General features: G+C 36.2%; 20 protein-coding genes and 2 pseudogenes. 12 read left to right on the top strand and 10 right to left on the bottom strand.

The features are described from left to right. Positions 1 to 367: 367 nt before the first annotated feature. From MHHB_RS06550 to MHHB_RS03940, 5 genes and pseudogenes are all read right to left on the bottom strand, one after another. Complete coding sequence (locus MHHB_RS06550) at positions 368 to 505, bottom strand: flavodoxin domain-containing protein (RefSeq protein ID WP_394342773.1); 138 nt, start codon at positions 503 to 505, stop codon at positions 368 to 370. 118 nt (positions 506 to 623) lie between these two features. Then, entirely contained in the window at positions 624 to 1,277 is a 654-nt protein-coding gene (locus tag MHHB_RS03925; RefSeq protein ID WP_131007429.1) for a peroxiredoxin, read from the bottom strand. Between the two features lie 59 nt (positions 1,278 to 1,336). Next, positions 1,337 to 1,521: pseudogene (locus MHHB_RS03930) on the bottom strand (rubredoxin-like domain-containing protein). A gap of 11 nt (positions 1,522 to 1,532) precedes the next feature. Beyond that, a complete protein-coding gene (locus MHHB_RS03935; RefSeq protein ID WP_131007299.1) occupies positions 1,533 to 1,688 on the bottom strand; it encodes a rubredoxin in 156 nt (51 codons plus the stop codon). A gap of 111 nt (positions 1,689 to 1,799) precedes the next feature. Beyond that, positions 1,800 to 2,114, bottom strand: a complete 315-nt coding sequence (locus MHHB_RS03940; protein ID WP_131007300.1) for a carboxymuconolactone decarboxylase family protein — start codon at positions 2,112 to 2,114, stop codon at positions 1,800 to 1,802. 210 nt (positions 2,115 to 2,324) lie between these two features. Between MHHB_RS03940 and MHHB_RS03945 the strand changes: the two genes are divergently transcribed. After that, positions 2,325 to 4,061, top strand: coding sequence for an ATP-dependent DNA ligase (locus tag MHHB_RS03945; RefSeq protein WP_131007301.1), 1,737 nt, complete (start codon positions 2,325 to 2,327; stop codon positions 4,059 to 4,061). Positions 4,062 to 4,406: 345 nt separating this feature from the next. Here the strand turns inward: MHHB_RS03945 and ilvC are convergent, their stop codons facing one another. Next, the gene (gene ilvC / locus MHHB_RS03950; protein ID WP_131007302.1) at positions 4,407 to 5,405 is read right to left on the bottom strand and encodes a ketol-acid reductoisomerase; all 999 of its coding nucleotides are present in this window, start codon (positions 5,403 to 5,405) and stop codon (positions 4,407 to 4,409) included. A 537-nt stretch (positions 5,406 to 5,942) separates the two neighbouring features. Here ilvC and MHHB_RS03955 point away from each other — a divergent pair. After that, complete coding sequence (locus MHHB_RS03955; protein WP_131007303.1) at positions 5,943 to 6,758, top strand: DUF63 family protein; 816 nt, start codon at positions 5,943 to 5,945, stop codon at positions 6,756 to 6,758. On the opposite strand, the gene MHHB_RS03960 is transcribed toward MHHB_RS03955, so the two are convergent. After that, positions 6,755 to 7,138 carry a metal-dependent transcriptional regulator gene (locus MHHB_RS03960; protein WP_131007304.1) on the bottom strand — a complete coding sequence of 128 codons (384 nt, stop codon included), beginning with the start codon at positions 7,136 to 7,138 and terminating at the stop codon, positions 6,755 to 6,757. The two genes, MHHB_RS03955 and MHHB_RS03960, sit on opposite strands and share 4 nt — an antisense overlap. A 466-nt stretch (positions 7,139 to 7,604) precedes the next feature. Here MHHB_RS03960 and eno point away from each other — a divergent pair, with 466 nt between their 5' ends. The 4 genes from eno to MHHB_RS03980 all read left to right on the top strand — a co-directional run bounded on the left by eno (position 7,605) and on the right by MHHB_RS03980 (position 11,660). After that, positions 7,605 to 8,885: a phosphopyruvate hydratase gene (eno, locus tag MHHB_RS03965; RefSeq protein WP_192893822.1), complete on the top strand. Its 1,281-nt coding sequence runs from the start codon at positions 7,605 to 7,607 to the stop codon at positions 8,883 to 8,885. A gap of 156 nt (positions 8,886 to 9,041) precedes the next feature. Continuing rightward, complete coding sequence (locus MHHB_RS03970) at positions 9,042 to 9,923, top strand: radical SAM protein (RefSeq protein ID WP_394342770.1); 882 nt, start codon at positions 9,042 to 9,044, stop codon at positions 9,921 to 9,923. 19 nt (positions 9,924 to 9,942) lie between these two features. Continuing rightward, entirely contained in the window at positions 9,943 to 10,215 is a 273-nt protein-coding gene (locus MHHB_RS03975) for an ACT domain-containing protein (protein WP_131007306.1), read from the top strand. Positions 10,216 to 10,508: 293 nt separating this feature from the next. Next, on the top strand, positions 10,509 to 11,660 hold the full coding sequence (locus MHHB_RS03980; protein WP_131007307.1) for an inositol-3-phosphate synthase: 1,152 nt from the start codon (positions 10,509 to 10,511) through the stop codon (positions 11,658 to 11,660). A 501-nt stretch (positions 11,661 to 12,161) separates the two neighbouring features. Here the strand turns inward: MHHB_RS03980 and MHHB_RS03985 are convergent. Further along, on the bottom strand, positions 12,162 to 14,042 hold the full coding sequence (locus MHHB_RS03985) for a threonine--tRNA ligase (RefSeq protein WP_131007308.1): 1,881 nt from the start codon (positions 14,040 to 14,042) through the stop codon (positions 12,162 to 12,164). Between the two features lie 134 nt (positions 14,043 to 14,176). Beyond that, the gene (locus MHHB_RS03990) at positions 14,177 to 14,632 is read right to left on the bottom strand and encodes an adenylyltransferase/cytidyltransferase family protein (RefSeq protein WP_131007309.1); all 456 of its coding nucleotides are present in this window, start codon (positions 14,630 to 14,632) and stop codon (positions 14,177 to 14,179) included. A gap of 320 nt (positions 14,633 to 14,952) precedes the next feature. On the opposite strand from MHHB_RS03990, the gene mobB reads away from it, so the two are divergent. Continuing rightward, the gene (gene mobB, locus MHHB_RS03995; RefSeq protein WP_131007310.1) at positions 14,953 to 15,645 is read left to right on the top strand and encodes a molybdopterin-guanine dinucleotide biosynthesis protein B; all 693 of its coding nucleotides are present in this window, start codon (positions 14,953 to 14,955) and stop codon (positions 15,643 to 15,645) included. On the opposite strand, the gene MHHB_RS04000 is transcribed toward mobB, so the two are convergent. Then, complete coding sequence (locus tag MHHB_RS04000; RefSeq protein WP_131007311.1) at positions 15,626 to 15,841, bottom strand: hypothetical protein; 216 nt, start codon at positions 15,839 to 15,841, stop codon at positions 15,626 to 15,628. The genes mobB and MHHB_RS04000 overlap by 20 nt on opposite strands. Before the next feature lie 214 nt (positions 15,842 to 16,055). On the opposite strand from MHHB_RS04000, the gene MHHB_RS04005 reads away from it, so the two are divergent. The 5 genes and pseudogenes from MHHB_RS04005 to MHHB_RS04025 form a co-directional block, all read left to right on the top strand. Next, positions 16,056 to 18,971 (top strand): DUF1156 domain-containing protein, encoded by a 2,916-nt coding sequence (locus MHHB_RS04005; RefSeq protein ID WP_192893815.1) that lies wholly within the window; start codon positions 16,056 to 16,058, stop codon positions 18,969 to 18,971. A gap of 366 nt (positions 18,972 to 19,337) precedes the next feature. After that, positions 19,338 to 22,742 (top strand): DUF499 domain-containing protein, encoded by a 3,405-nt coding sequence (locus MHHB_RS04010; protein ID WP_131007313.1) that lies wholly within the window; start codon positions 19,338 to 19,340, stop codon positions 22,740 to 22,742. Positions 22,743 to 22,745: 3 nt separating this feature from the next. After that, positions 22,746 to 23,183 carry a hypothetical protein gene (locus MHHB_RS04015; RefSeq protein ID WP_131007314.1) on the top strand — a complete coding sequence of 146 codons (438 nt, stop codon included), beginning with the start codon at positions 22,746 to 22,748 and terminating at the stop codon, positions 23,181 to 23,183. Between the two features lie 10 nt (positions 23,184 to 23,193). Beyond that, the gene (locus tag MHHB_RS04020) at positions 23,194 to 26,022 is read left to right on the top strand and encodes a helicase-related protein (protein ID WP_131007315.1); all 2,829 of its coding nucleotides are present in this window, start codon (positions 23,194 to 23,196) and stop codon (positions 26,020 to 26,022) included. 282 nt (positions 26,023 to 26,304) lie between these two features. Beyond that, positions 26,305 to 26,967: pseudogene (locus MHHB_RS04025) on the top strand (N-glycosylase/DNA lyase); the annotation flags it as partial. Positions 26,968 to 26,991 lie beyond the last annotated feature (24 nt).

The raw sequence follows: 26,991 nt of genomic DNA on the forward strand, positions 1-26,991 counted from the left end.
ATTTTTTATTTTTAAGTAATTTATAGTAAATAAGATAAAGAAGACATCTATAGAACAGGAATGAAAAACCCAATCTACACAATAGTTTCAATTAAATGATAGTTAAAATTATTATAAAAATAATAAGGTAAAAATAATGGAGAAATCGTTAAAAAAATAATGATCTTCCCAACAAGATTAGTATTATTTTTCCCTTTAGTGTTCAATAAATACCGTGAAATATTCGATGATTTATTTTATCATTATTTATTATTAGCCCTGAACAAACATTTTTTAAATTAACAATTACTATGAAAATCTCTACAATAAAAACAATAATTATAATTAAATTAATGTAGGACAGGATTTTTTCTATTAATCTAATTTCTTAAAAATCCCTCATGATCTTATTCATGGGAGTTTTTGACACATTGTATATATTAACTTCAACCCCACTTTCCATTAAACCATTTCCTATACTGTAAGCCATCTTCTTCGTGGAGTTATACATGGTGTCATATACAATTTTTCTATTGTTTTTTTACCCATATTATCCCACTTACTCCTTAAAATGCTGATAATAAAAATAATAAAATAATAATATAAAAAAATAAAAATAAAAAAATAAAAAATTTATAAAGAACTTATTCTAATTTCTTGTAGCAGAACCACCAGTCGTAGCATTCGATTTCTCCCTTTTCAGCAGCCTTCTTTCTCTTTTCTGCCTCCTGGATAGTTGATGCTGGTGGTATGATTACCTTATCTCCTATTAACTCGTTATTGGGCCAGTTCTCTGGAGTTGCAACTCCTTTCTCATCTGCAGTTTGGAGTGCCTTAACTAATCTTACTATCTCTTCTACATTTCTACCTACTTCCTGTGGGTAATACACTATAGCTCTTATTATCCCATTGTTGTCTACAACAAATACTGCCCTAACTGTGTTGTTTCCCTTGTAAGGACTGATCATACCTAAGATCTCTGCTAACTCCCCCCTGTCATCCGCAATTACTGGAAATTCAATATCTACATTTAATTTTTCCTTTATCCACTCGATCCACTTTATATGGCTGAATACCTGATCTATACTCAATCCAATTAACTCTGTATTTAACTCTCTGAATTTATCATACTTCTTCTGGAATGCTACAAACTCCGTAGTACATACAGGTGTAAAATCTGCTGGATGGCTGAAGAGTACAAACCACTTACCTTTCTCTACGTAGTAGTCTGGCAACTTTATTGTTCCCAGAGTTGTATGTACTTCTATCTCTGGGAACTTTTCACCTATTACAGGCATTCCTATGTAGCTTTCTAATCCATTTTCTTCTCCGCACATTGTTATCCTCCTTTTATTTTTTAGAATCTACTTTCATTGGAAGGAGATCTTGCAACTAACTTGGGATCGTACCCTGTAAACCCACATTCAGGGGTGTAACAGGATACGTCAAAAAAGGTGCACTCCTCTCCACAGTTAGGACACCTATCAGGTAAGGTATCCCCTTAAAGATATATCCACAGTTAGAACATTTCCACCATGTCATAAACATCCCGATTAGATCTTTCTAAATGCATTCTTCCCCAAGCCACACTGGGGACATTGGAAGGTTTCAGGTAGATCTTCAAATTTAGTACCTGGTGATATATTTTGAGAAGGTTCTCCTTCATTCTCGTCGTATATCCATCCACACATACACTGGTACTTTGCCATACCTTAATCCTCCTATTCAATTTTTATTACGATAAAAATATTTATCTCCACTTTTTTGTTATATATAATTAATTATGCAGATTTCGGTATATATTTCCAAATCTGAGACGATTATAATTCATTTAATATCCTTACAGCCTTGATAAAGGAAGGCATCCCAGAGGTTAAAAGTACTACCTTTAAGGCGTCAAATATCTCTTCCTTTGTAATGCCTAACTCAGAGATACCACTGGACATCTGTTTTTTAGTAGCTCTTTCATCCCCTGAAGCTGCAGTTATGGCTATCGCTATTAATTTCTGGGTTTTATAATCCAGTACTTTTCCAGTATATACCTCGTTATTTAGATCTACTATTATTTTGTACAATTCGGGATAATGCTCCTTGACGTATTTCATCCCCTCTCCTACGAATACCTCATTTTTCATATTTTTCACCTATTTGTACATCTTTTGGTTAATTAGTTTGTAAATATCACTATAAATAGTTTTTGATATTTTTTTAGATGAATTTAAAATTTTTGAATGCATTAAAATTTTTTAATTATAGATAATAATTAAAAATAACGGTTAAAATGGAAATCTTTTATTTTTATTGATTTTATAATAATTAATAACAAAAAAAATAGGTGAAAGTTTATGCTATTTTTAGATGTTTGTAAAATATTCAAAAAGATAGAGGATACTACAAAAAGAATAAACAAGATGTATCACTTTATGAAGTTAATAAGGATGGCGGAGAAAGAAAACTCCCCATCGAGTTTAAGAAAGATATGTTATCTCTCCATCGGTAGAGTATACCCAGAGTATGAAAATAAGGAATTAGGTATAGGCCCAAATATGTTAATAGAGGCGGTTAAAGGCATAGGCATTAAGGAAAAAGATTTACTAGAATCCATTAAAAAAACTGGAGATATAGCCCTATCCATTGAGAAGTTAAGCCCCCAGATAAAACAGGTTTCTCTCTTCCAAAGACAGTTAACCCTTCACGATGTATACGATACCTTGAAGAAGGTAGGTGAGATAGAAGGAGAGAGTTCCCAGAAAAAAAAGATAAGGTATATTTCTAACTTATTATTAACGGCAACACCTCTTGAAAGGAGGTATATTGCCAGGATCATCTTAGAAGATATGAGGATAGGAATGAACGTCCCAACTATTCTAAGTGCCTTCTCAAAATACTTCAGTATTCCAAAAGAGAAGTTGGAGAAGATTTATGCAGTTGTGAATGATATCGGTCTCGTTGGAGAGAAGTTATTAATGGGAGTCGATATAGACAGGGACGAGGATCTAAAGTTAAAACTCTTTAGACCTATAAGGCCCATGTTGGCCCAGATTGCCCCATCTATAAAGGAGGCTATAGAAGAGATAGGTACTCCACAGTTTGAGACGAAGTACGACGGTGCAAGAGTACAGATACACAGGAGTGGAGATGAGGTTAAAATATACACCAGGAAATTAGAGGATATCACCAACTCACTACCTGAGATTGTAGAAGAGATAAAGAAGATAGACAGGGATAACTTTATAATGGAAGGAGAATGTGTAGCCATAGATCTAAATACTGGACATCCAAGACCCTTCCAGGATATTCTCAGGAGACTTAGACGGAAGTATAACATCGAGAAAATGAAGGAGGAGGTTAATCTAAGGGTTTATCTCTTTGATATTTTATATTACAATGAACCTCTGTTAGATGTTCCGCTGAAGGAACGGAGGAAGGTTTTGGAGGAGATTCTCTCTGAGGATAACGACTGGGAGAAGAAGAGGGAGAAGATAGAGAGGGAGATCAGATCGGATAAGAAGATAGATATATCCTACAAGTTAGTAACTAGGGATGTGGAGAAGGCAGAGGAGTTCTATAAGTGGAGTTTAGGCATAGGGCATGAAGGTGTTATGATAAAAAACCTAAAGGCTCCATATACCCCTGGAAGTAGAGTTAGAACTATGTATAAGTTTAAACCTACACTGGAGAGTCTAGACGTAGTTATTACAAAGGCAAAAATAGGGATGGGGAAGAGGAAGGACTGGTATGGATCCTTTGAGATAGCAGTTAAGGACGAGGATGGAAACCTTCACCCTATAGGACATGTTGGTAGTGGTTTAAGTGAGGATGAGTTAGATAGGTTGAGTAAAATGATAGAGTCTATAAAGGTAAAGGAGGTAGGAGATGAAGTAATAGTAGAGCCAAAGATTGTATTGGAAGTTACCTACGAAGAGATACAGGAGTCTGATAAATACAGTTGTGGTTATGCATTGAGATTCCCAAGGGTTGTGGAAATAAGGGAAGATCGATCTCCAGAGGATATAAACACCTTGGAAGATGTTAAAAGGATATTCCAGATACAGAAAGGAAGAAGTAGTAATAAATTTTAAATTATAAATATATCTGCAAGTCATAATAATAAAAATAGAAAATTAATAACAAAACAATATCTGCCCTTTATTCACTCTTTACTAGTTTTCAAGGATTCAGAACCATATCTCTTTTCTTGACAAAAGTTTTTATTTATTAATTCCAAGAAAATAAGCTTAATTTATTTCTCCAAACAACTTCTCTTTTAAAAAATCCTTCATTAGTATAGAGATAATTATAAATTTCCATCAAAGTTGGTTATTTTTCTAATCATATTTTTTCACTAAGTACTAAAAAATAGGCTGAATTCAACGGTGTTCTTACTTGGAATAAAAAAGAAGGATTTTTAGAAAAAAATTATAAAATTATTGATCGTCCTTCTCCAATCCACACATCTTTCTAAGTTTTTTCCCTACTGTCTCAATTAAATGCTCCCTCTCCAATCTTCTCATTGCATTTAAATGTGCCCTGCCACTCATGTTCTCCAATGCCCATTCTCTTGCAAACCTCCCATCCTGGATCTCTTTTAAGATTTCCTTCATAGCCTTCCTAGATTCCTCGTTTATTACCCTACTTCTCCTAGTTAATCCCCCATACTCTGCAGTATTGGAGACGTTCTCCCACATTCCACTGAGCCCCTTCTCATATATAAGATCTACAATTAACTTCAACTCGTTACATGTCTCGAAGTATGCCATCTCTGGAGAGTATCCAGCTTCAACAAGTGTTTCAAAGGCTGCCTTTATCAACTCAGTTACTCCTCCACAGAGTACGACCTGCTCTCCAAAGAGATCAGTCTCTGTCTCCTCCTTGAAGGTAGTTTTAATAACCCCTGCTCTAGTTAGACCCTGTGCCTTTGCCATTCCAAGGGCGATATCCCAGGCATCTCCAGTTTCATCCCTCTCAACACATACTAATCCAGGCACTCCGAACCCTTGGAGGTACATCTTTCTGACCATAACCCCTGGAGCCTTCGGGGCAACCATTATAACATTTATCCCGTTAGGTGGAACGATAAATCCATAGTGTATATTGTAGCCATGAGAGAATCCTAAGGTTTTTCCCTCCTTTAGGAAAGGTTTTATCTGTTTTTCATAGACTGTTGGCTGAACCTCATCTGGTATAAGTATGTGGATTACATCTGCCTCTTTACTAGCTTCTTCTATAGTCATCACTGTATGTCCATCAGATTTTGCCTTCTCCCATGATGGGCCGTTGGGTCTTAGTCCTATTATTACATTTAATCCACTATCTTTCATATTTAGAGACTGTGCTCTCCCCTGATTTCCATATCCTATAACTGCAATAACTTTGTCCTTTACTCCATCCAATGTAACATCTTTGTCGTAGTATATCTCCACCATCTTATACACCTGCTTATTTTTATAATAATCTTGGAATTCCAAATTTTATTATTTAATCCTATCGGCGAGAAGTTAGCCAGAGCGTAATATCTCAAATCCTCCATACTGATATCTTACTGTCTACTTTCGGCTGTTATTAACTCTTTACATTTTCTCCTTTATCTTTTAGACTTTTGAGTAATTTCTCTACTATATTCTTGAATACATCACCTACGATGACGGTAGTTTTCCACCCTTTTCTATCTAACTTTCATCTTTTCGAGAACTTCTTCCTAAGTTTCTAAATCAAATACTACTATTTTATTTTTTAATATTATTTATATTATTAAAGTTATTAAAGTTTATTAATTTATGATTTTCCATATTAACTAAGTATTTAATAAATACGTTTGGCTTTTAAAAGTTATATTTTCAGTCTCAAAGTTAATATTAATGTTTTATACTATAATTCTTATATTCTTAGTGAATCTTTATAGTTAATAAAAATTTATAATTCCAATCCCTTGGAACTTAGACCAACAATAACTTGGTGAATATATGGGTTTATTGGATATCAAAAGTTTTATTTATAAGTACTATATAGAACCTATAGATAAACAGTCAGGTTATAACTATATCCAGGAAATAACTTATGGCATCTTACTGTTTTTTATGGTGTATCTGTTCTACAAGGTATGTAAAATATTCCATATTGAAATAGAGAGAAAGTTTGCAATTGTTACTGTATTTTACATAGTTCTTATATCTCTTATAAGGGCCCTCGTAGATGGTGGATACATCCCTCATACATACTACACTGTAACACCCGGTATTGTAGTAGTAGTAGGTATCTACTACATGATAGCAATAATTCTATCAGGTTTAATACTTAAAGAGAGATATTACATATTAGCAACAGTTATGGCAGTATTACCTATTACTTACTTGGCAGTTATCTTTTTAAAAAATACGGTTCATCTCGAGGCACTCTTGTACGTCTTATCTATAGTGATTTTAATATACAGTATCTTTAACTACCTTTGTGAAAAGATAAAGCCCCTAAAGGATACCTTACAGTTTCAATCCATAGACAGATACGTTATACTATCCCAACTTATAGATGGTGTATCTACCGCCATTGGAATTGGATTGTACGGTTATTGGGAGCAGCATCCCTTACCAAGACTCTTCATGGACTACTTTGGACCCTATATTATGATACCTTTAAAATTGGTAGCAGTTACAATTGTACTCTATGTCCTTAATAAAGAAGTAGAAAATAGAGATCTGAGAAATATCTTGAAAATTGCAATTATGGCCTTAGGTCTTGCCCCTGGACTTAGAGATCTATTTAGAATTATAATGGGTGTTTAACTCTTCTTACACTTTATACAATCCTCTACAAATTCTTTAAATCTCCTAAATACTCTATCAGACATGGCATGTTCCAATTTACAAGCCTCTCTATAGGCTACTTCCTTTTCCAATCCTAAACACTCGACTAAGAATGCCTCAATGATATTGTGTTTATCTATGATAACCTTTGCCTTCTTTATACCTTTTTCCGTTAGCCTTATACCTATATAAGGTTCATACTCCACATAACCTAATTTATGGAGTTTTTTAGCCATGTTTGTAACAGCAGGAGGTTTTATATTCAGCAGTTTAGCCAATTCGGTAGTTTTTATAGGCCTGTTTTTATCCTTGGTAAATAGATAGACCTTCTCTAAGAAATTTTCTATACTCTCAGACATTGGATCACCATAAGGGTAGTATAAATTATTTTAATTTTAATCATTATAATTTTTTATACCTTAATTCTCATTAAAGCAGATAATCTAATCATAAAGATATTCTAAATAGAATAATGAATAAACCATTGAATATCTACAAATCCTAAACACTGAAATAAAGACGAAAATCTGAAATGGTATAAAAATATCTAACGGTTATAGTTATAAGGTATTCAGAGAACCCCTTTCCTCCAACGTTTAGAGGTAAGGAGAAAAATCTCCATCTGTTTTTTTTAATAACTATCACATTATTCTTAACCCTATTATTTCTAACTATCACCTTGATGGGAACCAGAGTTAAATAAAATATATTTTTATTACATAACAATTATTTTTGAATTCTGGACTTATTAAAAAAGTATAAAAATTTAAAGGATATTATAATAAACTCTAATAAATGGAAACAGGTGATACATTGCTAAAAAACATAGATGAATCATTTGAAATAAAGGATATGATAGGTAGAGAAGTTATAGACTCCAGGGGAAATCCCACAGTAGAAGTTGAAGTTATAACAAAAGGTGGTGGATACGGTAGGGCTATAGTACCTAGTGGTGCCTCAAGAGGGGCTCATGAAGCTATAGAACTTAGAGATAAAGAGATGAGATTTGGAGGTAAAGGGGTGCTCCTAGCAGTGGATAATATTAACTCCATAATAAAACCTGAGTTGATAGGGTTTGATTCACGTATGCAGAGAGAGATCGACATGTTAATGAAGGAACTTGACTCCACAGAGAACAAGCGTAAATTAGGTGCTAACGCCATTCTTGCAGTATCTCTTGCAGTTGCAAAGGCTGCTGCAGATACCGCATCCCTCCCCCTCTACAAGTATATTGGAGGCTGCAACTCCTACGTTATGCCAGTTCCAATGATGAATATACTCAACGGAGGGGTTCATGGAGGTAATCAGTTGGAGTTCCAAGAGTTCATGATAATGCCTGTAGGTGCAGATTCTATCTCTGAGGCTATAAGAATATCTTCAGAGGTTTATCACACGTTAAAAAAAGTTATCTTAGATAAATATGGAAAAGATGCGATAAACGTTGGAGATGAAGGAGGATTTGCCCCACCTGTAAAGGAGATCAGAGAGGCGTTAGATCTACTGGAGAGGGCTGTAAAGTTGGTAGGGTATGAAGATAAGATAGTATATGCTATAGACTGTGCAGCCACAGAGTTCTACAACAGAGAAAAAGACTGTTATATCCTCCAGGGTAAGGAGTTGTCTACAGATGATCTTATATCTCTTTACAGAGAGATAGTAGATGAGTATAACATAGTCTCAATTGAAGATCCTCTTCATGAGGATGACTTTGAAGGTTTTGCAAGGATTACAAAGGAGTTGAAGGGGATACAGATAGTAGGAGACGACTTATTTGTAACGAACACTGAGAGGTTGAGAGAAGGTATTAAAAAAGGTGCTGCAAATGCACTACTTTTGAAGGTGAATCAGATAGGGACGTTGACAGAGGCTATAGATGCGGCAAATTTAGCCTTTAGAAGTGGTTATGGGGTTATAGTATCCCATAGAAGTGGAGAATCTGAGGATACAACTATTGCAGATCTTTCAGTTGCTCTAAACACTGGCCAGATAAAAACTGGGGCACCTGCAAGGGGAGAAAGGACAGCAAAGTACAACCAACTTATAAGAATCGAGGAAGAGTTAGGGTGTCCCAAATACGCAGGGAAGAATTTCAGATGTCCATTTTAAATATTTTTATCTCTCCAATTTATCTCTCCAAAAGGATTAGTTAAAAAAATAATAAAGAGTAAAGAATTATAATTAAGGAGAGAGATCTACTAAGGTTTTTTAATCATTAATAGCGATGGAGTTTGTTTTTTATTCTATCCATTTATAGGTGGAAGGATGGGTGGCAAAAGTAGTAAAAAAATATCCATGTCTAAGTTTGCTCATATACTGAAGGTACATCCTTGTTACAACGAGAAGCTTCACGATAAGGTAGGTAGGGTCCATCTACCTGTTGCTCCTAAGTGTAACATTGCCTGTAAGTTCTGTAGGAGGAGCATAGATAAAGAGTGTTGTGAGGAGAGACCTGGAGTGGCAAAACGTATTATGAAACCTGAAGATGTTGAAGACTACCTACAAGAGTTAACCAAAAAGATGTCAAATTTAAAGGTTGTAGGTATAGCAGGTCCAGGAGATAGCTTATTCAATAAGGAAACCTTTGAAACCTTGGAGATCATAGGTGAGAAGTTCCCAGATTTAATAAAGTGTATATCTACCAACGGCCTACTACTTCCAAAGTATGCCAAGAAACTTTCAGACTTAGAAGTTAAGACTGTAACAGTTACTGTAAATGCCATAGATCCAAAGATACTTAAGAATATTGTAGAGTGGATATACTACGATGGGAAGATATACAGGGGGGAGGAAGGGGCATCTATCCTTATTAAGAATCAGATGGAAGGTATCAAGAAGGCTCATGATTTAGGACTGATAGTAAAGATAAACACTGTATTAATACCTGAGATAAATATGGATCATATTGTAGATATTGCCAGAACCTTTAAGGATATTGCATATCTCCAGAATATAATCCCTCTTATACCACTGTACAAGATGGAGAATCTAAGACCCCCAACCTGTGAAGAGATAAAGAGTATAAGGGAAAAATGTGAAAGATACCTGCCTCAGTTTAGGGCATGTCAACAGTGTAGATCAGATGCTGTAGGATTGATATCCGAAAAGAGACTGAATATATTCGATCTAAAGCACTTCTCCCATTAAAAGAATTAGGTGGTATTTAATGGAAAGGGTTGTTATAACGGTAACTGGGAGGGATAAGGTAGGGATTGTAGCAAAAATAGCCTCTACACTTGCAGAGAACAATGTGAATATATTGGATATAAGGCAGTCTATTATGGAAGATCTGTTCACCATGATAATGCTCGTGGATATATCAAAGTCAAAAAGTGAATTTGAGGAGTTAATAAAGGAGTTACATGCTGTTGGTGAGGAGATAGGAGTAAAGGTGATCGTACAACATGAAAATATATTTAAGTATATGCATAGAATATAAGCAATATTTTAAATTTTTAAATCTATTTTATATTTATTATTTTATATTTTATCTTTCTATAGAAGCTCTTAAAAATTAGAGTTAAGAATTCTCAAAAAAGGAATAGATTTCCCTATTCTTCAACTATATAATATTTTACCAACTATATTTCATAATTTGGAATCTTAACACCCTACTAATGAGATTTAAGTATCTTTACTGTATAAAAAACCAAAAATTATATTAATTAGTTTATAATAATATTTAATATTGTTATTAATTTAATTAAATAGAAAATATAGAGGTGGGGAGGAATGGTGAGGGTTGTTATACTTGGGCAAGGATACGTGGGAAGTGTATTTGCAATAGGTGTTGAGAGGATTAAAAATGGAGAATTAGGATACTACGGAATCCCCCTGGCAAATGAGTTACCTATAAAAGTAGAAAACATTAAGATAGTTGGTTCTTACGATGTAGATACAGATAAAATTGGAAAGAACCTCTATGAAGTTGTAAAAAGATACGATGGAAATAAGATCCCAGAAAGTCTTAAAAATATAGTGGTAAGAAAAGGAATACACCTGAAAAGTCTCCGTAATCTACCAATTAGAGCAGAAGGTTTAGAAGACGATAGATCTCTTACAGAAGCCATAGATAAGATCGTTGAAGAATGGAAAAAGATGAAGGCTGATGTTATCATTAACGTTTGTACAACTGAAGCATTTAGGCCGTTTAACAATAAAGAGGAATTGATTAAAGCCATAGAAAATGACGATAGAGAGAGACTAACCGCAACACAGGCATATACTTACGCTGCTTCACTCTACGCCAAGGATGTAGGTGGAGCTGTATTTATAAATGCAATTCCAACTCTTATAGCAAATGATAATGCATTCCTCGAACTTGCCAAGGAGAGTAATTTAATTATCTTTGGTGACGATGGGGCTACTGGTGCAACACCTTTAACGGCAGATGTCTTAGCCCACTTGGCTCAGAGAAATAGATACGTGAGAAGTATAGTCCAGTTTAACATAGGTGGAAATACGGACTTCTTAGCATTGACACATAAGGAGAGAAATAGAAGTAAAGAGTATACAAAATCAAGCATTGTAAAGGATATCTTAGGTTATGAAGTACCTCACTATATAAAACCAACTGGATACCTTGAGCCTCTTGGAGATAGGAAGTTTATATCTATGCATATTGAATACGTCAGTTTCAACGGTGCCTTAGATGAACTTGTTATAAATGGAAGGATAAATGATAGTCCAGCATTAGCCGGGTTACTCGTTGATTTAGTAAGATTAGGAAAGATAGCTATTGAGAGAGAAGAGTGGGGTACTGTGTATGAGGTTAATGCATTCTATATGAAGAACCCAGGACCTGCAGAGAAGGGTAACATACCAAGGATTATAGCCTATGAAAAGATGCGCCAGTGGGCAGGACTTAAAACTAAGTGGTTGTAACTTCTCCAATTTCTATTTTTTGATATACACAATCTTTTATCCTCTGTTTTTAGAGAAGGAAACTTAATTTAACTAAACTTCTACACCTGAAGATTTTTGACACCTAAATCCAATTTAAGATTTTTTAGAGTATTGAATAACCATGGGCTTTATAGTAATATCGGGAACCTATTTACTGGATCTCGAAAATCCAGACAAATGAATTTCTTTTTTAATTTTTTTTTTAATTATAACTAACTTCAGAAAAGAGAAGGATATAACCACTCAGATCTAATGAACTGTTCAAATAATAGTAGTATGCATGAAAACTGGATTTATACACATCATGGATATAGCCATGAACAAAAGGAGAATACAAACCATGTGGAAATCGGAGCTAGGAAAATTCCCCATGTTAATAGAGAACAATGAGAAGAGATAAGAGAATGATATTTAATCTTCTTAGAACTTGTGAAATCTCCTCTTTTTTAGATGTATTTAAGAATAGATAGTTTCTACAATTCACTTGAATATCGGCTGTAAAGAGCAGTATTTAGGTAAGGTTAAGGGCCTATATGGATATTCTTTAGTTTCTTCCTTTATCCTTTTTATTAACTCATCAACTTTCATCTTCTCTTTATGGTTACTCTTCAAGGTAGATTTTTCCCTAACTGTAACAGTTAAAATATTCTCCTCCACTTCCCTGTTTCCTATCACTATTACATAGGGGATCCAGTCCTTTCCAGCATTTCTTATCTTTTTACCAACACTTTCATCCCTATCGTCCAAATCTGCCCTGATATTGTTCTCTCTTAATTTATTAACGATCTCTAAGGCGTAGTTCTTATGGGTTTCAGATACAGGTATTACCCTAACCTGGACAGGAGATAGCCAGAGGGGTAGTATTGGAAGTTTACCCTTCTCAAGATCCTTATAGGCCTTCTCTAATAATGCACATATTACTCTCTCGATACTTCCAGTTGGGGAACAGTGAAGTATCACAGGGTATACCTCTTTATCTCCATCATGCACCTTTATCTCGAACCTTTTGGCACTTTCAATATCTATCTGTACAGTTGGATTTTCAATAGGCCTACCGAGACTGTCAATTACAGCCATATCCGCCTTTCCAACCCAGTAGTGCTTCCTCTCAGGTAGTAATTCAATAAGTACGTCTTTTTTGTATTTTTCTTTATATTTCTTAGCCAGTTTAAAGAACCACTTCCTATTTTCCTGGAAGAAATCCTCTGTGAATCTGAATATTACAGAGTAAGGTATATTTAGATCTTCTCCAGTTTTCAAACACATCCAGAATTGATTCTCAAACTCCTCCATAGCCTGTTCCATATCTAAGCATACAGTATGCATGTCAGGCATTGTGAAGGCCCTAAGTCTCTTTAAACCTACAAGTTCCCCCCTCTGTTCATATCTAAAACTATATGTTGAGAGTTCGTACAACTTAAGAGGTAGATACCTTGGAAGGATATACATGTCTCTCTTCATCATAAACTGTCCGAAGCATGCTGCAAATCTAAGCATCAACTCCCTATCTCCCTGGGTAAATCTATACTGTCTCTCTCCAAACTTATCTGCATGTTCCCTTATTGCCCTGTTCTCTAAGTTATACATAACTGGTGTCTCTACAGGCATCCCTCCATATTCTACAACTATCTTATATACGTAATCTTCTAAGAGATCCCTAATAAGTTTCCCCTTTGGATACCACCTGAAGTGACCTGAATCTGAAGAAGGTTCGTAATCACAGATTTCTTTTTCCCTTATATACTTTACATGAGGTGGCTCTCCCTTTTCCTCTCCTTTTCCTTTTATACCAAGTTCTTTATAGGCGAGAGCTTTTAAATCCTCATCTTTTATAACTTCATCGATATTATCCTCTCTTAACTCAACAAGTTCCTCCCCATCAACATCTAAGAGATATATTTTTGATTCACTTTTTTCTTTCTCTTTTTCATCTCTTTCTTTCATATCACAGGTAATTTTCCTGGACAACTCACTTAGTGGATGCCCCTTACAACTGATCTTAAATGACTTATACCATCCAAAGGGCGCCCTAAGTACGTTATAACCTACCTCCTTTAATCTCTTCTCCATCTCAATAAGTATCTCCTTAGCAACCTTTGGAGAAGCCAGATCACTTGATAGGTGAGCGTAGGGATAAACTACTATATTGTTAACTTTGAGATTTTTAGCAACCTTTATTATCTCATCTAGAGCATTTTTTACAATTATCTCCTGATTTTTTTCGTCTCCTTTTTCAACTGCGGTGAATACTGTCAAACATTCCTCCATTTTTCCCTCTAATCTATCAGTATCCTCAGCAATTTTTGTCTTCTCTGTAGCTTTAAATTCTAGATAGTCAGAGTGTATCAGTAGTAATTTCACATTATCCCTCTGTCTTTGTAGATGTTTAGTTTATATTTTTTATAACAGGTTGTATCGGTGTTTCTTAGAGATCAATAACAACTTAGATTATTTTATATATCGACTCAAAGTGTTTAAGAATTTTTACGATTTTTTTATTCCTCAAACTCTCCTCTTTTCCATCTATCTATTACCTCCTTGACGATATCGTAGGAACTGTGGAAGGGACACTTTACATACTCTTTACACTTTACAATATTTACATTTAGACCGTATCTTTTTAACTCTTCCTTTAGCTGTTCTGTATCAAAAGTCCTCTGATCAGGGCCTAAGACTATAATATCTGGTCTGATATTTAATATTGGCTCCAATTTATTATTTAAACTTCCAAGTATAGCCTTATCTACAGGTTTAAGTGTCTCTACCATAAATCTACGTTGTTCTTCTGGTATAATAGGTTTCCTACCTTTAATTTTTTTAACAGTCTCATCTCTTGCTACTATGACAATGAGTTTATCTCCCAAACTTTTAGCATATTTAAGGGTGTTATAGTGTCCTGGATGTAAGATATCAAAAGTACCTGCAGTTACTACTATCTTTTCTTTTTTCATAATACTCACATAGAAGTTATGTGATATAAAAATATAGGTAAAAAATTTTATTGATACAAATAGATTTTTATTAGGAATAAAAATTTTGTTATATCTTGAAGTATGTCTAAGTTGAAAGATAACAATATCAATCCAGTTAGGAAGTGTACTATTTCTTCAATCAAGAGTAGAGGAAAGATTTCTATCTGTTTTTTTTCTTTTTAATAACATCTCCATTATTTATAAAATTTATTATAATAATTTATTACAATAAATTTTTATTATTTTTTTAACTATCATTGGATAGGAACTGGTGTTGATTTATTTATATAGGTGATAATGTGAGGGTTGTTGGGGTAATAGGTCCTAAGAACTCTGGTAAAACTACTTTAATATGTGATGTTTTAAAAGTCCTAAAGAAGAAAGGAATTGAAGTTGCTACAGTAAAACACAGTGGTCATCCTGTAGAGATGGATAGAGAAGGGACAGATACCTATAGATTTAAAAAATATACAAATATATCAGTTTTTTCAGATGTTAGAGGTGAAACTACATTTTTCTATAGAAGTATGGGATTGGAAGAGATACTTTCTAAATTAGATAGTGATTTAGTGATAGTAGAAGGATTTAAAGAAAAGTTGAGGGAGTTAAATATACCGAAGATAGTGACAGTTAGGGATAGAAAAGGGAGAGAATTTGTAGATTCCCACACTATAATGGTAGTTGAGAATATGGAATACGAAGTGGAAGATGTTGTCAGAGAGATTCTAAATAAGAGTGTTATCCCTACATACAACCTCAACTGTGGGCACTGTGGCTACAACTGTAAAGAATTTGTTGAGAGATTAATTAGAGGAGAGTTAAATTGGAAGGATTGTGTGTTATCTACAGATGTAGAACTTGTAGTAAATGGAAAGACAATACCTTTAAATCCCTTTGTTTCAAAGATTATTAAAAATACCGTTGTTGGGCTGGTATCTTCTCTGAAAGGTGTTGAGGATACAAGAGATATCTCTATAAGGATAAAGAGATAAAACCAATATTGTAGATGATTTTGGTATTTATAGAATTTTTGATTTTGATAAAGAAAAAAAGGATTAACATTCTAAAGTAAATTTCCCAATTAACATCGTACCAAGCTTTATCTACAATTAACTTAGCTGCTTGAGCTAGAAAGGCTCTCTCTAACCGTTCCTTTTCTGTAGCTGGCTTAAACTCGTCCTCAAACATGATGTCACCAAGAATTAAAGACACTTAATATAAACCTTACTTCCCACCAAAAGTAAATATAAATTAACAATAATCCAGTGGAATTATGGATTTAATGGATATAATGTATTATATATATTATTATAAAATTTCTTGTAATAACGTTATAATATAACAACTATTAATTAATAAAATTTATGAGTCTTATGCAAGAAAATTAAGTCAGGTGGTCAAAGTGTCTAATACAAAGAGACTTGTAGAGACTACGAAAATATATGAGGTCATTAATAAGATCAATGAGAAGTCTGGTAAGGAAAAGCAGGGTGGTGCTCGCCCTCCTCACTGGGAAATGGTCTTCTGGTGGACGAGGAAACCTTTGATAGGTGCAAGGGCAGTTATCGTTGCATCACTTTTGCCCGAACTTGTAGATATCAAAGATTTCAGGAGGATGATTCGTCTTGATGCAAATACACCGCATAGGGAACCTGTTTACATTCCCGAAAGCCTTAAGGGCTATTTTAATGAGATAAAGCTTCTTGATCCGTTTGCAGGCTTTGGCTCAATACCACTTGAAGCGATGAGGATGGGTCTGGATGTTACAGCTGTTGAGTTGTTGCCAACCGCTTACATTTTCCTTAAAGCTGTTTTGGAATACCCTGCGAAGTTTAGAGAAACTGTTGAGGCTGTAAAAGATAGAAGACGTGTGCTAATGAGCAGATTAATTTATGATGTCGAGAGATGGGGACAGTGGGTTACTGAAAGGTTGAAAGAAGATGAAGATATAAGAGAGCTATACGATGAGGATGTAGCTGTTTACATAGGTAGCTGGGAGGTTAAGTGTCCGCATTGCAATAAATGGACACCTGTCGTAGGAAACTGGTGGCTTGCGAGGGTAAAGGGTAACAGGGGCTATAAGAGGCTTGCATATATGGAACCAGTAAAGCAGGGAGATAGGATAGAGATTAGAGTTGTTGATGTTAATAAGGAAGTTGGAAACGTTCAAACTGCTAAGGTAGATACAAAAAATGGAGTGATAGAGGTTAAAGGTAAGAAGTTTGTAGTCCCTAAGCCAAATATAGTAGCTAGAAGGAATGAGGCAAGATGTCTGCATTGCGGAAACGTGATTAAATACGTAGATGAGAGTGGAACTCATTACGTTAGTAGAGGTAGTAGAAGAAACTTGGAATGGTATATAAAATGGGCTTTAAAGAAGTATAACGAAGGAGATGAGAGGTTTGCCAGGCAGAGGTTGCTTGTTAAGGTTAAGGTTGATAAAGAGCTTGTTTTCGAGCCGTGCAGCGATGAGGATAATTTAAAGCTTGAAAGGGCTAAGGAGAAGGTTAAGAAGTTGATTGATGAAGGGGATGCGGATGTTCCATTAGAGGAAATTCCACAATATGACCCAAGAAGTATATGGGTTGTAAATTATGGATTTGTTAGATGGATGCACTTGTTTAATCCACGCCAGCTCCTCACCCTCGTCAAGCTGGTTAAGCTGATAAGAGAGGTCGGAAAGAGGGTTGAGAAGGAGAAGTTGGTTGAAGGCTGGAGTGAGGATAAGGCTTTCAGTTATGCTGAGGCTATTGCTACTTATCTGGCTATTGCTTTGTGTAAATATGCGGATTTTCTTACTCTTTCAACAGCATATAACGTTGGTTTTCTTATAGTACAACATACCTTAGCTTTGAGAGGAATTGCCATGAATTGGAATTGGACAGATGCAAATCCATTTGCCAACATCACTGGCTCACTTATTCGGTCATTAAATAACTCTTTTAACGGCTTAGATTACATTGTCTCTTCGCTGAATTCAGCCACTCCTCACAATCAAGAAAAAGAAATCCAAATTAAAACACTACTCGATGACGCCACAACCCTAAACAAACTCAACGAAAAGTTCGACATCATCGTAACAGATCCTCCATATGCTTACGATGTAGCTTACACAGAGCTCTCAGACTTCTACTACGTCTGGCTTAAGCGAGCTTTGAGCGATTCAGATGGCAAAAAACTCATTCCACGCTTCCATAAAGAAGCTTTCTTTAAGAAGGTAGGAGCAAAGCTTGTTGAAATCAAGACTCAATGGCAAGAGTTTGCGAAGAGGGAGATTTCAGAGAATCCAGGTAGATTTCTTGATGAAGAGAACAGAAGTGAAGTGGCAAGGAAGCACTTTGGAGAACTCTTCTCTCAAGCCCTCATTTCAATCAGAGAACATCTAAAAGAGGATGGAATAATCGCTCTTTACTACGCTCACACATCCTTTGAAGCGTGGGCGAATCTGATAGATGCTGTCAGGAAAGCTGGACTTCAGATCGTCAATACCTTCCCCCTCACGACTGAGTCACAGCAGAGCATCGTTAGGAGAGGCAAACTCTCCCTCGATACATCTATCGTAGTCGTTTGCAGGAGATTAACCGAAAAGAAAGAGGCTATGCTCACCGACATTTTACCAGAGCTCGAAAGAGAGACGAGGAAATACGCAGAATTCCTTGTTAGTAGAAACTTCGTCGGTGCCGACGTTCTGGTCGGGACTATGACTGGTGCGCTTAAGATCCTAACCAAATACTCCAGAATACTGACTCCCGCTGGAGAAATTTCCACTGTCAAGATTCTGGAAGAATACGTCTATCCTTACGTCGGTCAGGCTATAGCCTACGCTTACAGCAGAAAGTCAGACGTATCTCCCATCCAAGACTCCAACGCTCTACTCTACACGCTTGCAAAGGTCTTGTTCGGTAGCAACGGAGTTAAGGCGAGAAAGATGGGAAGTGGAGAAATAGTCTTACTCTGCCTTTCGACCAAAGTCGAGAGAGCCAAAGCCATGCAGTTCTTCGATAGAAACAGGGAGGAATACACGCTAAAGGAGATAAAGACGACGAATCCAAAAGAGCTAAGGAGGTTCCTAATTAGCAAAAAGATTAACCCAGACAATCCAATAATAAAGAATCCCGTCGATTTCCTGCACCTCATGTGCTACTACTCCCTTCTCATGACTCCAAACGAGCTTAGGGAAAAATACAACGAACTATCCTACAAGTATCCGAAGGAAGCGGATGAGGCTGTTAAGATGGCATACGTGTTATACTCCCTTAAAGATCCTGAAGGAGAGTTGTGTAGAAGATTTTTGAATACCCTCAGGCTTGTGAAGTGATATTAAGGAAGAGATTTTATGAGTTCATCAAAGAAAATAGGGAATTAGTTTTGTAGAGATAGAGGGTAAGTTTGGGAGTGGAAATGCAACGATAGAATTAAAAAATAATATTATTATTATATTATTATAATTATTAATATTATTATACAATGGGGACTAAAGTATGATGTAGTTGATGCCATAATTGAGCTAATCAATGAGGAAAAAATCTACGCTCAGTCGACATCATCAGTAATCTATACTTTAGATGGTAAAGCTCTAAGATTACCTATTGCTAAAGCTCCTCCAAAAGAGGGGCATAAGGAACTACACTGGTTTGCCCGTTGTATTAGATATTGAACCGCCCAAAGGAGGGAGGTGGTATTTATGGGTATTAAAGCCCTCAAGATTAGAGAAGATATCCAGAAAGGAATCGATCCAGCTCCAAAGCTTGGAGAGGTGTTAAGCGGTAAAGCGGATAAGGTTTACACAGATGCAAAAGAGTTCTTCAGAAGAACGTACTTCTCCCAAAACCTAATTGATCTCCTAAAGAGAGTGGTTCGAGCTATAAAGGGAGAAGAGAGCAGTAGGATCATCACCCTCTATTCATTCTACGGCGGAGGTAAGACCCACTCCATATTAGCAATCTATCACGCTTTTAAGAATCCGGACGCTTTGAAAGATGAAGAAGTACTGAGAGATTACGATGAAGTTATCAAGCAAGAAATCTGCAAGCTTGCAGATGAAATAAAGGAGATTTCAAAGGATTTGAAGACCATCATAGCCACTGGAGACGATACCCGTTTCTTCGGACATCCCACCGAACCGATAGACATGCCACCCTACAAGATTCACACTCTTTGGGGCTACATAGCACACAACCTCGGCAAATATGGGCTGGTAGAGAACTACGACAAAAACCTTTCAATCCCACCTCAAAACAAGATCAGCGATCTGCTCAGCGGTGAAAAGGCAATATTCATCATCGATGAGCTGATAGATTATGCTCATTCCATGATACATTCTAAGAACGAATACGAGAAAGGATACGTCAAAAGCTTACCACAGTTTATAGAGTATTTTGCAAAAGCGATCAGAGCATCTGATTCGATTTTAATAATCTCATTACCCGTTGAATTAAAGAAGACCCGGTCTGAAACGGGGTTTGAAACGGATTGGAGATACGATAGGGGCTTCGTGCAGTCAGTGTGGAACGCCCTTAAAGATTTTGCTCTTCCAATTTCACCGCTTAGAACCGAAGGAGTAAAAGATGATGTCGTCGAAGTTCTAAAGAAGAGAATCTTCGAAAAAATCCCTGAAAACATCAAAATGTCCGCTCTTCAAAAGTTGAGAGAGAAAGTAGTATCATACGAAGAGCACTTTGTCGGTTATGAAGATTTCCTCAGAAAGTTTGAGAGAACATACCCATTCCATCCCGACTACCTCGAAATCCTTGAAAAGTTGATATCCAGTCTAAAGCTTCAAAAGACGAGAGATGCCCTCAAGATAACGATTGAAGTTGTAAAGAGCATCATAAACTCCGGAGAAGATTCAGAGTACATAACGGTATGGCACATCGATCCATCACTCGATTCTCTTAAGCCCATGCTTTTCAGAGATCTATATGCAGACTACGAGATGGTTTACAGGAAAGAGGTTGAAGGTATATCTGGCTTTACAGAGCCTGAACTCGTTAAAATAACGTTAAGAACTGTATTTCTCTCAACATACATACATGACAGTCCAATAAGAAGAGATGACTTTCCTGATAGGAAAAAGCTTGTAAGGATGGTTTACGAACCAAGAAAGTTCACTGAAAACAACTGGGAACCTACAGATGTGTTATCTGCCCTTGAAGCGGCATACAGTAGTGAGGAAATTACACACCTAATGGAATCTGAAGGCAGATATTGGTTCTGGAGACATGCAAATGTAAAGGAGCACATCGAAAATAGGGCAAGAACGTTGCTTGAACATGAAGATGACAGAATATATAATAAGATAGAAGAATACCTAAAGCTCAGTGAACATGGTAAGCTGAGCGATAGGGGAGTTACTAAGAAAGTCGGTAGAAGAAAAGAAAGAGAGGATATAGTGCAATTCTTTGATAAAATCATTTATCTTAAGACTACCTACGACGAGAGAAAAGTTGAAGATGATAGATCTCTAAAACTCGTCGTATTTGTCAAAAAGGATTTGATGATCGACTTAAGAAAAGATATATTTGAAAACTACGAAGATTCTGAGAGAACGTATAAGAACACTGTCGTTGTCTTGATGCCAAGCGAAGAATACTACGATAAGATAAAGATACAAGCTGCTAGACTTGTCGCATGCGATTTGGTTGAGAAAGAAGTTTCAAGCTTTTACGCGGAACATGGGAAGAGTGTCGTAAAAACACAAAAAGCTTTAATTGAAGATTTTAGAGGGACATACGAAAAAGACTTAATAGAGGCTATTGTAAAAGGATACACACTCGTTTACTATCCAAGAGAGGTTGATTATAAATTTGATGTTTGTGAAGCGTTAATCCAAAATCCTTCGTATCACCTTCCAACAGCGGTTTACATTACATTATCAAAGGCACCAATACTAAAGATTAGTGATGTTCTAACGTTTGAAGCTCTCGTAAAACACATAAAGGACGTGATGGGTGTAGATATAACTGAATCTGACAGAATCTACACGGTAGAGCAGATAATAGACTGGTTTAAGCAAAGAGCAGCGTTTCCAATGGTAAAAGATGAGGTAATTAAAAATGCTTTAAAGGAAGGTGTTAGGCTAAAGAAGATAGGAGTGCTTGACGGAAATGAAATATACTTCAAGAAAGTCCACAAAAATACCCCACCACTCAGCCAAGAAATAGATGAGGGTGAAATACCAGACACGTTAAAAGATGATGCTAAAGTTCTACCGAGGAGAAAAGCTGTAGAAATACAATATAAAATGCTCAAAGAAAAGGAAAAAGTACTGAGAAGATTAGATGTTGTAGAAAAGATATGGTATGAAATAAAAGCTGAAGACAGTGTTCTAAGACTTGAGGAACTTCCAACTATGGATGACTGGCACTACACCTTCGTTAATGGATTGATTGTAGAAAAAAGAGAAAAGCTGAAGTCTGGTATAACTGTCGAAGTGTATCCCGGAACTGGAATAGAAAAAGATGCTGGGAAAGAGGTAAGAATTACAATTAAAGCAATACCTATAAATTTAGAGGTCGAAAAAGTCGAAGTATCTGTAAAATGCAATGATAAAGAAATTTTAAGTCAAGAAATGGAGAGAAAGGATGATAGATTTGAGAGTGTTTTATACGTCAATGCTCCCAAGATGGAAGGTGAAAAGGATAATTATATAGCTGTAGTTAAAGCATATACTCCAAATGGAGTATTTGAAAAATCTATAAGGTTTACGATAGAGGCAAAAGTAAAGAGAAAGACTGTTAAGTTAAGAGAGATTAATGAGAAACACATAGGAGCAAAGTTAATAAAAATATTAGATATTAAGGATTACAGTATTCTTTCTGATATTGAAAATATACCTGAATTTAAAGAAGCAAAGGTTACTGGTAATCTCATTGTAAAAGTCAATGCAGGAGAGATTAATGTAAACTATAGTAATGTAAGTATCGATGTAGCAGCGAACTCATCGAAAGAAATTGCAGATTATGGTTTAGAGTCCTCAGGAACATTCGAAGTAGAACCTAATGAGTCTTTTGAACTAAAAGAGCTAACAGTTAGAAAGCTTATGAGATTAAATGGAAAAGTAGAATTTTTACTTGGACTGGAGGAGTGAGATATGAAGACCATGGTAGCATCTTCTTCTATTATTTTATACTTACCTCTTCAAAACACCAACGTGTACTTTGTAGTAAAGAAAAAGCACAAGGGGAAAGTCAGATACGTATTCTCGAAAGTTCCTGACAAAAAAGAGGATTATGCAACAGCTGCCATTACCTGCAGTTATCCAGATGTCGAAAGGTTTGCAAGAAGACTGAAGTTTGAAAAAGATGGGAATGTTTTTGTAACAGATAGCAGAGATGCTTTTCTGAGACTTATGCTCTTTACAGCAGTGAGAAGGGTTATAAGGAATGAAAAGAGAGCGGAAAAGCTTGCAGATATCGTTTACGATCTCCCATATTTTGAACTCGTATTTTGGATAGATAAGATGAGAAATACTTCATGGTGGGAGATGGATAGAATCGCCAGAGCCTTTCTGATGGTATACAACGTGTAAGGTGTGCTTCATGTTTGTGAAAAATCTCATATCACGTTTCACTTTGGAATTATTAGAAAATGATCCCGCTTTCTTCTTCTATTCTCTTCAGCCTAGCATGCCTGGATATAAACCCGTAAAAATGCTCAAACATCAAGCTGCACTACTCTGGAGGATAGTTCCTGTAAATCCTGTTAGATGTCTCATAGGTGATGAAATAGGACTTGGTAAAACTATAGAGGCTGCAGTAATTGCAAGATATTTAGAAAAAAGGGGTGTGAAAAGAGTACTCTTACTACTTCCAAGAATCTTGATGAGGCAGTGGAAAGAAGAGCTAATGAGAGTAGGAATAGCGGAAGTATACATAAGAGAGCTTGAAAGATACACTTTCGATTACTTGAGGAGTGCTGGCTTTCCTGAAGGATATTATATTGCGTCGATCGATACTGTAAAGAAAGAAGATTTTAAGTCAAAAATAAGAGACATTGAGTGGGATCTTATCATCGTTGACGAGGCCCATAATATTGGTGGAGAGACTTTAAGGGACAGTCTTATCAGAGATCTTAAGGCAAAGAATATCCTTTTCCTCTCTGCTACACCACACAGAGGTAATGCAGCCCGTTATATAGGTATGCTTTCCCATCTTGATCCAAGCTTGAAGGCGATGGCAACAAAGCTTGATAACGTGGAATTTTATAGAGCTACACATAATTGTCTTGTCCATAGAAGGACAAAAGAAGTCGTGAATGAGCTTGAGGGTAGAGAAGTGTTTCCAAAGTGTCATATAAGAGCGGTCGTGGCTAAAGCAAGCATGGATGAAAAAGAATTTGCGGATGGTATAGTTGACTTCTTGAGAGAGCTAATCAGAGAGGTTAAGAAAAGTAGCGAAGATTTAGAGAAAACTCCAGAGGGATTGCTGGCAGTTATCTTAAGAAAGAGGGTCTCTTCAAGCCCAAGAGCTGCAATAAAAACCCTTAAGACGATTATAGAAAACTTTGGGGCTAAAATCACTGGGAATGTTTCAAGTGATCATTCAAGAGTATCGAGGATTTTTGGAACTTCCTATGATGAGATGGATATTGAAGACGATGCTGATGAAAGACTTAATGAAATAGCAGCTAAGTATGCCGGAATTTTTGAGGAAAGACATATTAGAAGATTGCAGGAGTTTATAAATTTAGCTCGGAGAATAGAAGAACACGATAGTAAGCTCGAAACTCTGAGAGATATAATTGAATATCACATTGAGAAAGGTAGTAAGGTGATAGTTTTCACTGAATATAAAGATACCCTCGACTACCTTGAAGAGAAGCTTAAAGATCTTAACCCACTGACAATAAGTGGTGCCAACAGAGACGAATGGGGCTGCATTCTTGCTGATTTTGAGAGTAAAGAAAGAAGTCTTCTCATAGCAACAGATGTAGCATCAGAAGGTCTCAATTTGCAGATTGCAAACGTCGTCGTAAACTATGAATCCCCATGGACACCGATAAAGCTCGAACAGAGGATAGGAAGAGTTTGGAGACTTGGGCAAGAAAAAGAAGTGTTTGTATATAACCTCTTCCTTGCAACGAGAGCAGATTTAGATATTGCTAACGCTCTTTATGTAAAGCTTCTTAACATACATGAAGCTTTGAGTGATACAAGAGCAATACTCGGAGAGAAGATTCATGCCGCGTATGAGAAGGATGTTGGTAGCGTGGATCAGATATTCGAACCAGTTTCTGAGCTTGGCGAGGTTAAAATAAAAGGTAGGAGAAGAAAGATAACAGAGTATAGGATAGCGCTTTCGCAGATCACTGGAGAATTTGACGAACTTATGGAACTTATAGCGAGGCAGATTGCAGATCTTAAAGATGAGATATTTAGAAAGAGAATATATCCGACAGAGATTGCAGAATTTATAAAAGAACAACTTCAAAGACTTGGTGTAGGAGATTCAGAGAAGATAGAAAAGTTACTATTAGACGTGGTAAATTTGTGTTCTCTAGAAGTTAGGAATGTTCATGAAATTTATGAACTGCTGAAGACGATTGATGGAAGAATACCAGAAATACTTGTTATATTGGACGACAAAGAGGGCGTTGACTATATAGTGATTGCTACCGTAAAGTTTGCTGAGCATGAGATGAAGATTCCGCTCGTAGTCTTTGGAGATGATATTAAGATAGGTATAGATGCTTTGAAGTACATTATTGAACTTGTGAAAAGATCAATAGTCCCGGATAATATCTATTATGAAAAGCAAATAAGGCCTGGAATAGGTATTAAGAGCATGATCAAAATTAAGCTTGAAGAAAGATTTAACTCTCTCTTACGTCCTTACAGGGAATACTCTTCAAAATATGGGGGACTTTGGAAAGATGTTGGTATAAAAAATATAAGACTCGAAATTTTGACAACAGTCTTAAGACTACCTTCTACACCTGGAAATCCAGAAGAGTACGATGAAAGTTTTAGGAAGAAAGTCGAAATGGCTGCTGTGGAGTTTGTAAAAAGATATGAAGAAAGAGAGGGTAGGGTAATAGAAGACAGGCAAGATACGATGAAGTATGACTTCTATACATATCCAAAAAATGAGAAGGATGTTCAGGAGGGTATGAGGAGAGGTGAAAGATATATAGAAGTAAAGGGGCATGCTAGGGGCGCTGTGTTCTCAATACTTCCAAAAGGCGAGTTTGAGTTCGCAAAGGGTAGGGGAGATAAATACTGGCTTTACGTTGTGTATAACGCTTTGAGTGATAATCCCATACTAGTTGCCATTAGGGATCCTATAAGCAAGCTTGCTATCGAGAAAGAAAAAAGGACTAAGGTTATTAAGGAAGAAGTCTATAAAGTTTATTTCAAACCCAGGATTTAACAATTAAATAAATATATTGATCGCTATATTAAAGGTAATAGGGGCACTATACTATTCGGAAAAAAGTTAAGTAAGGGATACAGGAATCCATCTTATGACTTCTTTGAATTTGGCAGAAAACTGAGACGAAAGATAAATAACTCATCCGGGTGTTGGTGATTTATGAGAAGTCTGAATGAAATTTTGGAAATCTTCTCACAAATTCCTTTGGAAGTCTGGAACAAAATTGTTCAGGAAGAACCAGAATGGAAGAATATGTGAGAATTTCTTGAAAAATATGGATTCAGCAGATTTGCAGTTCTCATGACAGCAGCCGGATTAAACGACTTTCAGCTCAAAGGAAAGGCCGAGGTAGCATACTGGCCAAAAATAAGAGAATTGCTGGAGTCCTGTAAACCTCCTGAAAGCCTGTCCGACCTAAAATTGATTCTTTCAGAATTTTACAGCAAAGAAAGACTGCCAGATCTAAAACTGAAGAGACTGAGTCGGTTCCTTTCAAGCAGACTCGCTGAATGGTTATGGGAATCAAGTGCAAAGGATGTTGCTGAGAATTTCGTCAAGATTTGGTATGAGCTTGCTACAACAATGAAACAGAATAGAAATGCAAAAACAATTGTCTTTGCGATGAAATGCCTCGGGATTGCACTTCTCATGGCTGGGGAGACTAATTTCAGTTTCGAGAGTATTCCCATTCCTGTGGATTACAGAGTCAGAGAATTCACGAGAAGACTCGGTATAGCCGTGAATACTGACGAGGACGTGCGAAGATTCTGGAACAAAGTTCTGGAGGGATTGAGAAGAAATGGTAAGAGAATAAACATGATCCACCTTGATTCTCTGATATGGCAGATTGGCGTGCTGAGAAATTCTGAGATAGTGGATTATTTTTCGAGATTAGGTTTGAAGGAAGTTGGAGAGAGAATATCGGAAGTGTTGAGAAGATGAGGCTATGTATAGTCCCGTGTGGAA

It is taken from the genome of Methanofervidicoccus abyssi (assembly GCF_004310395.1).
Taxonomy (GTDB): domain Archaea; phylum AGJL01; class Methanococci; order Methanococcales; family Methanococcaceae; genus Methanofervidicoccus; species Methanofervidicoccus abyssi.

Coding starts and splice junctions, on each gene's coding strand:
- MHHB_RS03925 (WP_131007429.1), bottom strand. CDS start 1,277: ATGCCTGTAATAGGTGAAAAGTTCCCAGAGATAGAAGTACATACAACT.
- MHHB_RS03935 (WP_131007299.1), bottom strand. CDS start 1,688: ATGGCAAAGTACCAGTGTATGTGTGGATGGATATACGACGAGAATGAA.
- MHHB_RS03940 (WP_131007300.1), bottom strand. CDS start 2,114: ATGAAAAATGAGGTATTCGTAGGAGAGGGGATGAAATACGTCAAGGAG.
- MHHB_RS03945 (WP_131007301.1), top strand. CDS start 2,325: ATGCTATTTTTAGATGTTTGTAAAATATTCAAAAAGATAGAGGATACT.
- ilvC (WP_131007302.1), bottom strand. CDS start 5,405: ATGGTGGAGATATACTACGACAAAGATGTTACATTGGATGGAGTAAAG.
- MHHB_RS03955 (WP_131007303.1), top strand. CDS start 5,943: ATGGGTTTATTGGATATCAAAAGTTTTATTTATAAGTACTATATAGAA.
- MHHB_RS03960 (WP_131007304.1), bottom strand. CDS start 7,138: ATGTCTGAGAGTATAGAAAATTTCTTAGAGAAGGTCTATCTATTTACC.
- MHHB_RS03970 (WP_394342770.1), top strand. CDS start 9,042: ATGGGTGGCAAAAGTAGTAAAAAAATATCCATGTCTAAGTTTGCTCAT.
- MHHB_RS03975 (WP_131007306.1), top strand. CDS start 9,943: ATGGAAAGGGTTGTTATAACGGTAACTGGGAGGGATAAGGTAGGGATT.
- MHHB_RS03980 (WP_131007307.1), top strand. CDS start 10,509: ATGGTGAGGGTTGTTATACTTGGGCAAGGATACGTGGGAAGTGTATTT.
- MHHB_RS03990 (WP_131007309.1), bottom strand. CDS start 14,632: ATGAAAAAAGAAAAGATAGTAGTAACTGCAGGTACTTTTGATATCTTA.
- MHHB_RS04000 (WP_131007311.1), bottom strand. CDS start 15,841: ATGTTTGAGGACGAGTTTAAGCCAGCTACAGAAAAGGAACGGTTAGAG.
- MHHB_RS04010 (WP_131007313.1), top strand. CDS start 19,338: ATGGGTATTAAAGCCCTCAAGATTAGAGAAGATATCCAGAAAGGAATC.
- MHHB_RS04015 (WP_131007314.1), top strand. CDS start 22,746: ATGAAGACCATGGTAGCATCTTCTTCTATTATTTTATACTTACCTCTT.
- MHHB_RS04020 (WP_131007315.1), top strand. CDS start 23,194: ATGTTTGTGAAAAATCTCATATCACGTTTCACTTTGGAATTATTAGAA.